This is a genomic window from Lacinutrix sp. Hel_I_90, from assembly GCF_000934685.1.
GTDB lineage: Bacteria > Bacteroidota > Bacteroidia > Flavobacteriales > Flavobacteriaceae > Lacinutrix.
This window is the reverse complement of the sequence record NZ_JYNQ01000001.1, coordinates 756,010-770,413: the sequence shown is the minus strand read 5'-3', so window position 1 is coordinate 770,413 and position 14,404 is coordinate 756,010. Positions and strand designations below refer to the sequence as shown.

The 14,404-nt window shown below is 33.2% G+C and carries 13 protein-coding genes; 3 read left to right on the top strand and 10 right to left on the bottom strand.

What is annotated here, in order from left to right:
- On the top strand, positions 1-549 hold the full coding sequence (locus GQ46_RS03325; RefSeq protein WP_044398374.1) for a 1-acyl-sn-glycerol-3-phosphate acyltransferase: 549 nt from the start codon (positions 1-3) through the stop codon (positions 547-549).
- A gap of 289 nt (positions 550-838) precedes the next feature.
- Here the strand turns inward: GQ46_RS03325 and GQ46_RS03320 are convergent, their stop codons facing one another.
- The 4 genes from GQ46_RS03320 to gcvT form a co-directional block, all read right to left on the bottom strand.
- Positions 839-1,561 (bottom strand): YebC/PmpR family DNA-binding transcriptional regulator, encoded by a 723-nt coding sequence (locus GQ46_RS03320; RefSeq protein ID WP_044398372.1) that lies wholly within the window; start codon positions 1,559-1,561, stop codon positions 839-841.
- Positions 1,562-1,723: 162 nt separating this feature from the next.
- Complete coding sequence (locus GQ46_RS03315) at positions 1,724-2,023, bottom strand: 4a-hydroxytetrahydrobiopterin dehydratase (RefSeq protein ID WP_044398370.1); 300 nt, start codon at positions 2,021-2,023, stop codon at positions 1,724-1,726.
- Between the two features lie 165 nt (positions 2,024-2,188).
- The gene (locus GQ46_RS03310; protein ID WP_044398368.1) at positions 2,189-3,022 is read right to left on the bottom strand and encodes a sugar nucleotide-binding protein; all 834 of its coding nucleotides are present in this window, start codon (positions 3,020-3,022) and stop codon (positions 2,189-2,191) included.
- 127 nt (positions 3,023-3,149) lie between these two features.
- Positions 3,150-4,220, bottom strand: coding sequence for a glycine cleavage system aminomethyltransferase GcvT (gene gcvT / locus GQ46_RS03305; protein WP_044398366.1), 1,071 nt, complete (start codon positions 4,218-4,220; stop codon positions 3,150-3,152).
- 242 nt (positions 4,221-4,462) lie between these two features.
- Between gcvT and GQ46_RS03300 the strand changes: the two genes are divergently transcribed.
- Positions 4,463-6,094, top strand: a complete 1,632-nt coding sequence (locus GQ46_RS03300) for an aminopeptidase P N-terminal domain-containing protein (RefSeq protein WP_156133085.1) — start codon at positions 4,463-4,465, stop codon at positions 6,092-6,094.
- 141 nt (positions 6,095-6,235) lie between these two features.
- On the opposite strand, the gene GQ46_RS03295 is transcribed toward GQ46_RS03300, so the two are convergent.
- The 4 genes from GQ46_RS03295 to GQ46_RS03280 form a co-directional block, all read right to left on the bottom strand.
- Positions 6,236-6,670, bottom strand: a complete 435-nt coding sequence (locus tag GQ46_RS03295) for a hypothetical protein (RefSeq protein WP_044398362.1) — start codon at positions 6,668-6,670, stop codon at positions 6,236-6,238.
- A 183-nt stretch (positions 6,671-6,853) separates the two neighbouring features.
- Entirely contained in the window at positions 6,854-7,021 is a 168-nt protein-coding gene (locus tag GQ46_RS17535; RefSeq protein ID WP_156133084.1) for a hypothetical protein, read from the bottom strand.
- Positions 7,022-7,023: 2 nt separating this feature from the next.
- Positions 7,024-7,716: a hypothetical protein gene (locus tag GQ46_RS03290; protein ID WP_044398360.1), complete on the bottom strand. Its 693-nt coding sequence runs from the start codon at positions 7,714-7,716 to the stop codon at positions 7,024-7,026.
- A gap of 282 nt (positions 7,717-7,998) precedes the next feature.
- Positions 7,999-8,976, bottom strand: coding sequence for a hypothetical protein (locus tag GQ46_RS03280; protein ID WP_044398356.1), 978 nt, complete (start codon positions 8,974-8,976; stop codon positions 7,999-8,001).
- Positions 8,977-9,419: 443 nt separating this feature from the next.
- On the opposite strand from GQ46_RS03280, the gene GQ46_RS03275 reads away from it, so the two are divergent.
- Positions 9,420-10,382 (top strand): IS110 family transposase, encoded by a 963-nt coding sequence (locus GQ46_RS03275; protein ID WP_044398354.1) that lies wholly within the window; start codon positions 9,420-9,422, stop codon positions 10,380-10,382.
- Between the two features lie 152 nt (positions 10,383-10,534).
- On the opposite strand, the gene GQ46_RS03270 is transcribed toward GQ46_RS03275, so the two are convergent.
- Complete coding sequence (locus GQ46_RS03270; RefSeq protein ID WP_156133083.1) at positions 10,535-12,271, bottom strand: hypothetical protein; 1,737 nt, start codon at positions 12,269-12,271, stop codon at positions 10,535-10,537.
- A 242-nt stretch (positions 12,272-12,513) separates the two neighbouring features.
- Positions 12,514-13,953 carry a hypothetical protein gene (locus tag GQ46_RS03265; RefSeq protein ID WP_052503389.1) on the bottom strand — a complete coding sequence of 480 codons (1,440 nt, stop codon included), beginning with the start codon at positions 13,951-13,953 and terminating at the stop codon, positions 12,514-12,516.
- Positions 13,954-14,404 lie beyond the last annotated feature (451 nt).

Sequence of the window (14,404 nt, the reverse complement as noted above, 5' to 3'; positions counted from 1 at the left end):
ATGCAAAAAATAGCCAAATTTATATATTCTAAACTATTAGGTTGGAAAATTGTTGGCAATACCAATATGTCTATAGACGTCATTAAAAAAGCCGTCATTATTGCTGTGCCGCATACGAGCTGGCATGATTTTTATATTGGTGTTCTACTTCGGAAAGTGATAGGTATAAAAACAAATTTTGTAGGAAAAAAAGAATTGTTCACGTGGCCATTTGGCTATTATTTTAGAGCTATTGGCGGCGTCCCTTTAAATAGAACTAAAAATGAAAATAAAGTAGAAGCCATTGCTAAAGCGTTTGAAAAGCACGACGAATTTAGAATCACTTTTGCTCCTGAAGGTACAAGAAAGAAAGTAGAGCAATGGCGAACAGGCTTTTACTACATTGCGAAAGTTGCAAAAGTCCCGATCATCATGATGACTTTAGACTTTCAGAATAAACAGAATAGGATTTCTGAACCCTTTTACCCAACAGATGACATTGAAGCAGATTTTAGATTCATGTATAATTTCTATAAAGGGGTGGTGGGAAAGATCCCAAAATACAGTTAATCGATGATTTTTGCATTTTGTCGATGATTCACTGTTTTTTTTGAGGACTAAAAATCTACTATGTGTTTTGTCGAAAAATTTACGAAAACGTTGTATTACTTTAAAATTAATATTAAGTTAGTACTGTAATTGAGACAATTACGATGTAGTATCCGGATGAAACATAAAGTAAACTTTACGCCCTAAGTCCCTAAAAAGAAACATTCACCTACTGCGACATTAAAAAGCTATTTCACCTACGAAGTAGCTTTTTACTGTTTAATAACGCTAGTTAGACACAAAATAATAGCTATTCCTCAGTACTTTCCTCCATCGTGTGGTACACATTCTGAACATCGTCATTATCATCTAATTTTTCTAAAAGCTTTTCAACATCGGCTTGTTGTTCTACAGACAAGGCCTTTGTGACTTGCGGAATACGTTCAAATCCAGAAGATAATATTTCTATTTCACGTCTTTCTAATTCTGCCTGAATGGCTCCAAAACTCTCAAATGGGGCATAGATTAATATCCCATCATCGTCTGCAAAGACTTCTTCAGCGCCAAAATCTATAAATTCTAATTCGAGTTCTTCAGGATCCAAACCTTCTGCTTCAATTCTAAAATTACAGGTGTGGTCGAACATGAATACCACAGAACCAGAAACCCCTAGGCTACCGTCGCACTTATTAAAATAGCTACGTACATCTGCTACGGTTCGTGTATTATTATCTGTAGCTGTTTCTACTAAAACAGCAATACCATGCGGTGCATAACCTTCAAAAATGACCTCCTTAAAATCCCCTTGACCCTTTTCACTGGCTTTTTTAATGGCGCGTTCTACATTGTCTTTTGGCATGTTTACAGCCTTAGCATTTTGTATCACTGCACGCAAACGTGAGTTACTCGCTGGATCTGGACCGCCTTCTTTTACCGCCATTACAATGTCCTTTCCTATACGTGTAAAGGCCTTACTCATGGCAGACCAACGTTTCATTTTTCGTGCTTTACGGAATTCAAAAGCTCTTCCCATATATTAACTTATTTTTTTATTTCCGCGACAACGGAAAACGTATTAATTATTACGTCACAAATTTAAAAAAAATCTATGCGGTTTGAAAATGTAAATAACGACTAAAGCCCCTTAGTTTTTAAGTTAACGCATGCCAACATAAACCTTGGGGTAATCAATAGGCTACTCTTCTTCATCTTCTTCCTCAACAATACCTTCAATAGCAAGCGCCAACTTAATATCTTTTAAAGTCACACCACCAGCGTCGTGCGTACTTAAAGTAATGTTTAATACATTATAGGTATTAGACCAATCTGGGTGATGGTTTAAAGCTTCACATTCAAAAGCAATACGACTCATAGCGCTAAAACAATCTTTAAAATTGTTAAACTCATACTCAGTATGTATGGCGTTATCATTGTAATCCCATTCTGGTAATTTCTCTAAGTGTTTTATGATTTCTTTTTCTGATAGTTTAGACATAATAGTTGTTTTATTAATTAATACTTCATTACAAAAAGCGCGTACTCCCGAACGCTTTGGGACTCGCAAGCTGTTTAATTAGCTATAAAAATAAGAATAGTCCTGCTTATTCAAGAGCTTATCACGAATTTTTTTTTAAAATCTAGTGATGATGTAAGCTAAGCATTAAACCTCCAATTCTTTCAAAAGGTCACTACTTTCTAACTGTAAATGTTTAGGTAATTTGTTTTCTTTACTCATTACGGCCAAATAACGATCGTCGTTGGTCGTGTAGACATTTTTGAAAGAGGGTTTTAAAGCTCCTAACTGCGCTGTAATTTCTTTAATAAAATCATCATGATGTACTAAATCGTTACTTCCTAAATGATAAATTCCAGTTTTATTACGATTAATAATATAATGAATTTGCTGTGTTACTTTAGAATCTGTTGTGACGTTCATAATTAAATTAGGAAACACCTCAATAGGTAAGCCTTCTTTTAAAAACGCTTTGATTTCTTTTATTCTTGGCGATTGCGCTCCAAAAACCATAGGTAATCGTATGATGGTCACTAAGCGTTTTGGTAAGCGCAAAAGCATATTTTCTATTTTAATTTTAAAATGACCGTACATGCTGTGGCTTAGTGTTTTATCTAATTCGTAGCTCGGAAATTTACTGTAAGCATCAAAAACGTTTGCTGAGGATAAAAAAATAAGACGTGCATTATTGGCTACTAAATATTCTGTAATATGCGCATGAGCGATAACCTGAGCAGAGAAGTTACCACGAAGGGCAGAGACAATTACCGTAGGTTTTACAGCCTCAAGAATTTCGAAAATATCATCTTCTTCAACATTATATTGAAAATAATGCTGGTTCTTATCAAAGGTATAGTTATCAGTTCTATAGGTACCAAACGTTCGGAAATAGGAGCAGAGTTCTTTATAGATTGCTTCACCTAAAAAACCACTTGCTCCTAAAACGAGAATTCTATTTTTTTTGTCTACTCCTTTTTTCATTAAGTATTAAAACTAAAATAGTTTTAAACTATTGTCACCCTGAGAAACATTTAATGACAATCTAATATAAACCACTAATTCAGGTTTTGACTGTGCTTAAGCAGACCTCAAGATTTAATAGAAATGATTAGCCCTTATAAAAAGGTAATTTTACTACAGTTGCAGGGATAGCATTTTTTCTAATTTGGATGTTAATTTTACTGTTAACATCTGCAAAAACAGTTGGTACATAGCCCAAGCCTATGCCTTTACCTAGCATTGGAGACATGGTTCCAGAGGTTACCACACCAATTTTTTTGCCTTGACCATCTACAATATCATAACCATGACGTGGAATACCACGCGCGTCTATTTCAAAAGCGACTAATTTACGAGCAACACCCTGTGCTTTTTGTTTTGCTAAAGCTTCAGAATTTGTAAAATCTTTGGTGAATTTGGTTACCCAACCTAAACCAGCTTCTAATGGAGACGTTGTATCGTCAATATCGTTTCCGTAAAGACAGTAACCCATTTCCAGACGCAAGGTGTCACGAGCAGCTAAACCAATTGGCTTGGCGCCAGCTTCAGTCACTTTATCCCATATTTGTTTGACATCGCTGTTTTTACAATAGATTTCAAATCCGCCACTTCCGGTATAACCCGTAGCAGAAATAATAACATCTTCTATACCTGCAAAATCACCAACAATAAAGTTATAGAACTTAATTTCTGAGAGATCATGACTTGATAAGGGTTGCATTTTTGTAACGGCATTTGGTCCTTGAATTGCTAGCAAAGAATAGTCTTCAGAGATATCTTTAAGTACCGCACCAACATCATTTTTTGAGCTGATCCAGTTCCAATCCTTTTCAATATTACTGGCATTTACGACTAATAAATACTGTTCTTCATTTAATTTATAAATAAGTAAATCGTCTACAATACCCCCATCATCATTTGGTAAACAAGCATACTGTGCTTTTCCAATAGTTAATTTGGTAGCATCGTTACTAGATACTTTTTGGATTAACGCTAAAGCATGAGGGCCTTCAATTAAAAACTCGCCCATGTGCGATACATCAAAAACACCAACATCCTTTCTAACGGCTTCGTGTTCAATATTTACCCCATCGTATTGTACGGGCATATTATAGCCTGCAAAGGGCACCATTTTTGCACCAAGTGCCTCGTGAGTTGCTGTAAGCGCTGTGTTTTTCATTGAATCGTATTTTTTTTATTTCCGCGAAAGCGAAAAATTTTATAATTAATGTTTTTATACTTTTTTACTGCTGTGTTATTAGAAATCTTTAGAGTACTTCCTAAAATTCTAAAGCAAAAGTATCAAAAATTATCGGGTTGGTTTCAACAATAAAACGATTAAAAATTTGTTAATTTATTTAACGCTTGTGCCTAAACTTCAATTTAATGCTTAATTTTCAGCATCAAAAAATTTGAATCAAAATGAACACGAAATTTTTAGCGCTTATTTTTTTATTTACGGCAGTGGTCTTTGCTCAGGATGGCACACCTACAGATTATCTAAAACCAGAATTTCACAAGAATAGAAGGGCAGCGTTGCGTGCTAAAATACCAGCCAATAGTGTGGCTGTATTTTTTGCAAATCCGGTGAGAAATCGAGCCAATGATGTAGATTATATATACCACCAAGATCCAGATTTTTATTATCTAACCGGTTATAAAGAGCCCAATACGGCTTTAGTTGTTTTTTCTGAAACGCAAACGACTTCTGAGGGTGTAGCGTTTAATGAAATGCTCTTCGTTCAGGAAAAAGATAAACGTGCCGAACAGTGGACCGGTTACCGCTTAGGTATTGCAGGTGCCAAAGAACAACTTGGTTTTGAAATGGTTTTAAATGGAGAAGCTTTTTTAGATTCAGGAATCGATTACGCGAAGTTTGATACCGTTTTCTTTAATAATTTCAATGACGATTATAGAGATTCTGAACGAAATAAAGCCGATTTGTATGATTTGGTTAATACTTTTAAATCGCAAATAGGCTTTGATCCAGATGCACAAGAGTCTGAAATGGTACGACGGGTTAAAATGACCATAAAAGCTACCGATATTGAAAACAGTGCTAATGTCGCTCAAAAAATAGGAGAGATCTATACAGAATATCCAGAGCTGAAGGCCGATGAACATATTTCTAAATATGTGTCTGCCGAAACCAATGCCTTAAGAAAAGAGGTCAAAGAGACTATTATTAAAATAGCGGCAGAACCTAAAAAAAATAATTTAAACACTAGGGGCTTAGCGACTTTTATGGCAGAATTACGACAAGCAAAAACGCCAGAAGAACTGGTGTTGTTAACTAAAGCGGTTCGTATTTCGGCACAAGGTCAAATTGAAGTCATGAAAGCCATGCATCCTGGCATGTCTGAAACAGAAATTCAAGGCGTTCATGAGTTTGTTTACAAAAAGTATGGTAGTGAATATGAAGGCTACCCCAGTATTGTTGGTGCCGGAAATAATGGCTGTGTGTTACACTACATTGAAAACTCAAAAATGAAAGTAGCGAACGATTTGGTGTTAATGGATTTAGGGGCAGAATATCATGGGTATACGGCAGACGTTACGAGAACGATTCCTGCTAATGGGAAATTTAACAAAGAACAGCGCGCGATTTATGATATTGTTTTAGAAGCGCAAGATGCGGGTATTGAAGCTTGCAAAGTAGGTAATGCCTTTTGGGCCAGTAATCAGGCTGCGCAGCAAGTTGTTAATAAAGGCCTAGCAAAATTGGGTATTATTGAAAACGAAAACATGAAGCACAGTTATTTACCGCATGGGGTCTCACATCACATTGGCTTAGATGTCCATGACCCGGGAACTTACGGCCCTTTAGAAGCCAATCAAGTAATAACGGTTGAGCCGGGTATTTATATTCCAGAAGGCAGCCCTTGTGACAAAAAATGGTGGGGCATTGCGGTGCGTATAGAAGACGATATTTTAATTACAGAAAACGGCCCCGTAAATTTATCTGCGGAAGCCCCTCGTCATGCGGATGCTATAGAGGCATTAATGAAGCAAAAGAGTGCGCTAGATGATTTTGTATTGCCTGTTTTGGATTAAGGGATAAAAAATAGGTGGCCCAATCAAGTTTTAAAAGGAGTTGTTCTAATAACACGTAATGATTATTGCGTTGGGCTTTTTGCCACGGTACTATGTTAGCCACTGTTTTATTCTGATCTATTAATAGTATATAAATGAATATTAGAAGGAGCTAACAATTGAATATATAACTAAAGAAACTAAAGAAACAGCAAAACCACCAAAACAAAGAAACTCAATTATATTATATATTTTTGGTCTATAAATCCACTCTAATTCTATTATAGAATGTTCATCGTCCATTAATTTTTGTAAATATTCTTGTTTTTTTTGACGATATTTATCTAATATATGCATCTCGCTATAAAGCAGTATTGCGCCTGAGAAGATACCTAGTGCAAGAGTAGATATTGTTATTACAAAGTAAATCGCGTCGATTTCCGCATTAAATTTATCAGGTTTTAGAGAAACCAATATTCCAATTAATCCAACACTAATTGTTATTATATTTTTTAACCAACTAAAGTATTTAGATTGTCGGTCATCATTTATATCTTTAATCTCTAATAGTCGTTTTTTGATTTTTTCATGTTCCATAAGTGAAAATTTAAGTCAAAATTATAGTAAACAGTTTAGTTCGATTTAGAACGTGTTTTATTTGTGGCTAACGTTTTTGTGTATGATTAGTGGCGTGTTTAAGCACCTAATTTAGCAAACACGCAACTACCTTTTTTTTAGCACTAAACCACAATTATTTTTATACGGTTTTATAAACTGTTATTAATTACTATTCAGAGCATTTTCCAATTCAGACATTCTAAATTTCACTCCCTCGTTAGCTTTATTTGTGATTTCAAGGTCATTACGTAAATATTGTATTTCCGAAATGAGTAATTCTATCGTGTCTTTTAAAGAATTAATTTCATTCGCAAGTTGCCTGTTTTCCATATTTAGTTGTCTTTTTTATTTAAATAATCGTTAACATCATCTTTACCATAAAGAAAGCTAACATTCCTTATTAAATTATCATAGAATACTTGATTTTCGTCATAGTACATTGTCGGTACGTCTAAACTAAAAGTATAGGTGAGATTATTAATAAAAGTTTGATAAACAATAGAAGTATTGCTGTACTCAAAATCTAATTCACGTACTAAATAACTAAACTGTCTTTTTACTGTTTTTCTGTTCTTTATATATGTTTTACTCGCTTCAAAATCTTTTACAGTTGTGTTAAATTGTTTTGGGATTAAAACCTTATAAGGATAATCCATTTGTTCTTTTTGGCTTTGATAGAATTCCCAAACGTCAGGTGTTTTTTCCTTTTCAGAAACTTTAAGTTCAATTACATTTATAGCAAAAGTGATAGCTGAATCTGCTTGGAAAGTTCGAAAGATTGTATGTTCAGAAATACCAGAGTCTGAAGACCAATGGTTAGGTGCGTCAAATGCTACTTTGTATTTGTAGTTAGAATATAAATTATTTATAGAATCAAAATGTTCCGTATGCTCTGGCAATAAATCAGAATCCTTTTGTTCTTTGTATGATTTTTCAAAATCGTCAGTTACGTCAGTTTTCTTTTTATTCTCTTGACAAGAAGCTAATGTGATAGTAAAAAGCAATAGTAAAGTAATGTTTTTCATAGGTAGGTTTTAATGTTCGTTAAGGGACATCCTTTACACAAGTTAAAGATTAGACTTTACACTAAATTAGTTTCTAACCTTGTTGATGTTAACGTCTATGCTATGGATAGTGCGGGAATTAAAAGTAGTAAACTTTCGATTAAGCACTTAGCCAAAACTTTTTATTTTATCTTTTTTGTTCATAAAGCCAAATCAAAAGATTTGGCGGACTTAGTTTAAAGCTCTAAACTTTGGGTTAAGCACTGAAACTCGTATTAATTATAGCCATTGTTGTGCACTGGGTTATTCTTTTTTATCATCATTATCAAATAACTTAAATTGATTTTTTTCAGCCTCTTTTGTTTGTCTGTATTGTTTTCCTTGGGGTGTTTCAACAACTACATTCTCGTAATGCTTTTTAAGAACTGTTACAACAGAAAAAGATGAATTGAAAATTTCTCCAACTTCATTTATTTTTCTTGAAATCTCTAATACACAATCTATGAAAGTCCCATTTTTAAATTCTATACCTTCTGCAATTACAGACTGTTTAAAAACTTGATCTTTCATATAAAAGTCAATAACACCTTGTGCATTTTCATATATTCCTTTCCACTTGTATTTACCCTTTTTTAGAACAGGTGAAATAATTTCTATTGTGGCATTTTCATCAATAATTGATTCTAAATCGTCACTTTCAATTATGAATTTATAAAAGTCAGTTCTTTGAACAAAAATTGGTTCTTCCGCTTTCTGCTTATTTTTCTTAAGTTTTGTTGTTGATATTTTTTTAACCTTCGGGTAGCTATAAAGTTGTTTATAATAATTTGAGAGGTGTTTTAATATTTTAGGATTTGTGTCAATAATCAGATTCAGATTTTCAATAGTTATTTCACTTTGTCTTTCCTTTTCTTTCAGCTCTTTTTTTGCAGCCTTAATATTTAATTTTCTCTCCTCAATACTTAGTTTTAAATCCCGCTTTTCGAGTTTTGTTTTTCGTAATGGAATTCTAGAAAGTGCTTGTGACAATCCCGTTAATAGTAGTGTAATTGGCACTGCATTATCAGAAAGGAAAGTCCATAGTTCGGTCAACCCACCTTCTTCAAAGGCTTCCGTTTCTATCTTAACATCTGTTTCTAATTCTCTTTGAAGTTCATTATAAATTTGAAGCAATTCAAATTCACATCTATTTCTCACAAAAGCATTCATTGTATGAGAATCATCACTTTCATCAAAATAATAATGTAATTCAAGTTTGTTTATTAATGATTCTTCTTCCATTTAGTTTTTTCTGGCTGTGTACAACGTTAAATATATGGCAAGTAGGGCAGAAAACAAGCAATTATTTTCGGTTTAGCTACAAGCCAAATCTTTTTATTTTGTTTTAATTTTTCTTTTTTAATACCAAATTTATTTCATATTTCCCTATGGGGTAATCTAAAAAGATTTGGCGACTTTGTAAATTAAAACTGACCTTTCGATTAAACACTAATCGCCCAATCTGCTATATATAGCTTAAGTTTACAATTCAATAAATTAGTTACAAAATCAGAAAGAACAAAAGAGAGAATTAAGGTTAATATATACGGTGAAGCTTTTGACTTCGACAACACTGATAATCCTCTCTCTTTTCTACTTTTATCACGTTCAGTTCTGTGAGACACTAGATCTCGTTTTCAAGTTGTTGTGAGTATAGTAGGCTGTTCTTTCATAAATCAGTTCTTATGAATAAATATAAAGAAACTTTTGGAATTGACATTAGTAAAGATGTCTTTGATTGTTATGGTAGTAAAGTTGGTCACTTACAGTTTAAAAACAATGCGGCAGGATTTAAGAAATTTCTTAAGGTATTACCTAAGGATAGTTTAGTGGTGATGGAAGCCACAGGTTACTACCATTACCTGCTTGCTCAGTTTCTTTACAAAAAAGGAGTTACGGTGTCTGTAGTAAATCCGTTATCGGTAAAACGATTTATACAGATGAGACTCGCCAAAGTGAAAACCGATAGAAGTGATGCTAAAGCGATTTGTGAGTATGGTCAAATCAATGAAGTGCCCCTTTACAATGCCTTAACAGATGTTCAAAGTGAATGTTTGCAACTCTTTAGACTACTGGATAGTTATATAAAGAAGCGTACAGCGACAAAGAACAAGCTCCATGGCGAAGAAGTTCTTGGTATGCCATCAAAGCATGTCTATAGTTCATTAAAAAGAAATCTTAAGCATTTGGAAAAAGAGATTGCAGGAATCGATCAGAAACTGCTAAGCCTTGTAAAGGCAGACCAGCAAAGTCAATTAACTTTATTAACTAGTATTCCAGGAATTGGTCTAAAGACAGCCCTTTTTCTAATAGTAATTACGGATGGTTTTCAGAAGTTTGAGAATGCTTCTCAATTATGCAGTTATGCTGGGATTACACCAACCATAAGAGAGTCCGGCAGTAGCGTGAGAGGTCGCAGTAGGATTAGTAAAGTTGGAAATAGGAAGCTTCGGAATTTATTATTTTTATGTGCATTTAATGCCTGTAAGTGTAACAAAGCTTGCAGAGCGCTTTACGAGCGTATAGTGAACAAAGGGAAAAGCAAAAAACTGGCATTGATTGCTGTAGCCAACAAGTTGCTAAAACAAGCGTTTGCAATAGCTAAATCTGGCAGACCATACGATGAAACTTATGTTTCAGTAATATAGTTTTTGAATTAAAAACCGAGTGAAAAATAAGCGTAGTGGATCAATTAAATGAATCTCTAAGCCTAAACTAATAATGTCTAAAATTAATGAAGAAAAGTGTTGTTTTTTACCTCAGTTCTTTGTTAGGTGCTGGCCTTTTCCGTATGTTTCTTTCAAGCAAAAACATCCGTTATCAGTTTCTTTATTGTTAAATTTTCTAGTTTAGAAGCGATAGGTGAAACATTGTCTTGATTTAATCTCCAATGCATTCCTTCATTGTATATTATTCCCAAAAGATAATGTGATTCTGGCGATACAATTCCCATTTCTTCTGCTTTTTCTAGTTTACTCCTAGTTTTATGGACTCCAATAAATGCAGTTCTAGCCTCTGGGCTTTGAAGTTTATCATATGCGATTCTTTCAATTTTTAGACGTAATGCTCCGCATACCGCAAAAGGGTCGTAAGGAATATCGGTTAAATAATTTTGGACTTCGTTATTTACGTGGTTTTCAAAATTATCATTTTCTCCCCACAATTCTGGTATGGAAAGCGCTCTAAATTCAGCCCTTTTGTTTATCACTCCTGGGTCGTAATGAAGAAGATATTTAGATACGTCTGCTTTAATCGTTAAATCATCCCTATTTCTCAATAGATTGATTATTCCTTGGGCAACTTGAATATTTGATTTGTTGAGATAATAGACTTTTTGATTACTAAATGTGAAATTCTTAAAGTAATTAGGGTTTAAATGTGTTAAGATTAAAGGATAAATTCTCTTGTTCGCAAGTTTATAATCTTTTATAAATTGAGTAATGTAATATTGTGCAGCTGTAAGATTAGCATCATCTAAATAATCAAATACTTCGTCTATTATTAAAATATTAGCTCCTTTTTTTAAGTGTCTTTTTGCTCTAAATAACATTGATATAAAGGTCAAAATATCTCTTTGACCATTTGAAATATGGATTGCTTGGGGAAATTTTACTACGAGTTTACCAGCAGTTTGACTTGTACTAATATTTCTCCAAGTACAGTTGAAAGTCGTAAGAGTTTCATCAAAACGTTGCTTATCTAAACGATAATTACTAAAAGTACAAGCCGCTTTAAAAGTGTTTGAATTAGTATTATAAAGTGCGGCTATCTGAATGGCAGCTAAATAGCTTTTTGCCTCACAATTATAGCCTATATCAAATTCATTAATTAAATCTCCAATTGTATTAAGATAATTAATTTGTTTTAAGTCATTTAAACAGTTAAGAGAGACCCAGTTATTTAAAACGTTGGCTGTTGCTGTTTCATCTTGAACATTTATACGAGCTATTATTTCATTTAACCTTCTCTGAATTAATAATCCATTAGCACGCTCCAATGCTTGGTAATTTTCACTTAATTTTTCTACTAAAACTAGATTGTTCAAAACTGAGTTTGCGTTTGGAAGAACCTTACCGCAATTGCCAAAAGCATCTTTGCTATTTCTAAAAGAATATCCAAATGGTGTATTGGTTGGAATTCTATCTACTAAGACAACATCTTTTATTTCTAATCTAGCCGTTGCGTTTCCAAATCGAGAGCCGATCCCTTTTGGTTTAGTTAAATTATTTATTACAAAATAATCAAAATGTGAGCTGATTGTATTTGAATTAGTTGTTGCTTCTAAATTCAGAACTGTTTTGTCTTCTTGGACATATTCAATCGCTATTCTTGGCAAATTATTCATATTTTCAGAGTGGAAGTCGTCTTCTGCAAGAATAATCCGATTATTATTCATTGAATTAAATGCAGTAGCCAATGAACTTTTTCCAAATCCATTTGGCGCAACTAATAAGCTTGGTTTATTAGGATAAATTCCGAGGTCAAAGGTTTTTTGTGCAATGCCTTTTATGTTTTCAATTTCAATTATCCTAATCATAAATTTTAGCTGGTTGGTTTTTTCGTCTTGCACCTAACGATCACGGATATGAAAAGTAGCGCTGAAAAAAAGCGATAAATTTCGGATGATACACAAGCCGAATTTTTAAATTTTACTAATTATTTTATTTTTGGCAATTTGTCAAATTTAAAAATTTGGCGACTTCCCAAAAAATGCCCGAACCTTCGTATTAGCGACTACTCGCACTATGTTTTATATACGTTGTTGGCAAATCGTTTTTATTATTCATCCCAAGTTAAAAACCCAATAGAAAGTTTCTTGAATTTGGTATTGAATATAGCTCTTTCAGTTTTCGGGAATTCTGCTAATAGATAATCCAAAGACTCAATATATCTTTCATTGATAATATTATGTTTTACTTCAGCTATCATTTCTAATGCTTGCTCCATTCCAATGTTTCTGCTTATTTTTTGTTGAATGTCAAATTCACACAGTTGAGCTATAAACATTGGAATAAAATCATCTTTAAGCATATTAAATAATTGGATATAATACTCTTTTCCAGATGGTGAAACCCCTCTATTGTATGTCAATCCACGACCTATTCTGCATAGCATAACAGAATGAATAAGATTACGTGCAATTTGATTCGGAATATCAGTTGAATCCTCGAAGTATGTCATAATCTTTTTTATAACAGGTACTTCATTATAGAAATTGTCATATCCAAAATGAGCTTCTCTTAACTCATTTGATAGGTTTTCTAAATTTATTATTCTTTCCGATTTAGTTCTGTATTTATTGCCATTTGCGATTTCAAAAAATTCGCAACCTCTTTTATATTTTTCAGTATGAAGATTATTGTTGTAACCTTCTACCATAATGCCAATTTTGTACTTGATTTCATCTGATGATGCACCCCAAATTATTGGTGTTATTTTAGAAATATTTTTTCTTAAAGTTTGATTACTGTCAGTTGAAACATAAAGGCCAAAAATCGTTCTTAAAATTCTACTACAATGTTGCGATGAAAGGCTAGAAATTTGAGCTTGTATTTTTTGAACCTTTTCATCTTCTATTATTGTGTCTAATTTTTTTAAGTTTTCAATAAATGCTTTAACCTGAATTGCTGAATCAGATGGCATATCTTGCAAAACATCCTGAATACAGGTTTGAAACCAACCCATTAACTCAAAAGCGTTTATTGTATAGTTTGTTGGATGAGAAATCCCAATATCATTTCTCATATCCAAAATATGCGCGAGTTTTTTATAAGTGGTTTCTGTGATTAATTCTAGCTTTTTACACGTGTTCAGAAGAGTGTTATCTTTTAATCCACCTAAATCTTCTTCGGAATTATATAATTCTCTCATTTTTCCTCCAACAGAAGCGTCAAAGAAAATATCGAGACCGTATGTAATAGCCTTATTTCTTAACGCTAAAGTAACTTCGTTCCAAATCGAATTTAGAGCATAATCAAATAATCCAAAACCTGCACCAACTACAAATTTTGATAGATACCTTGCGTCTTTTTTCAAGTCCGCAGGAAGTTTTGATATGTAGTCAGGAAGTGTTTTATTTATTATTCCTCTTTCTTGGTTAGAGGCGATTATATTATCAGAAGGTAAACCTAAATCTGCTAAAAATCCAGTTATCATTTGAACTTGAGTTTCAATGATATTAGATTGGTTATCTGTTACAATTATTTCTTTTTTATCCATTTCGTTTAAATGTTTGCCAACAAAGCTATATAGTTACTATTAACTATACTGAAATATATAGTTAACTAAAAAAAGACAGTAGTGGTTTACAATACTTTTAGTTCTTGCACACACGCTAAGTATTACCAGGCAAAAGGGGGGTGTTTTTATACTCATGGGCTTTGGTATTCTTAATTAACGAAGCTACAGGATTATGCTTACATAACCTATACGTAGAATTACGTATTTTTTTGGGAAGTTATAAACGTGGGTTGATAATTTATTACGGGTAACCGTAATGGGTTGGAATAGGTGGGTAACTAAAAGACGCCTTTCAAGAAAAGCGGGTTTTCTATTAACTATTTGGAAAGCGGAAGCGGGTGTGTAATACGTTGTTAAAACTGGTTTTTGCCGTTGCTAGATTAGGCTTAATAAAAGTACGCTAGTGAAAAATTAATGCATTTTTACTTGT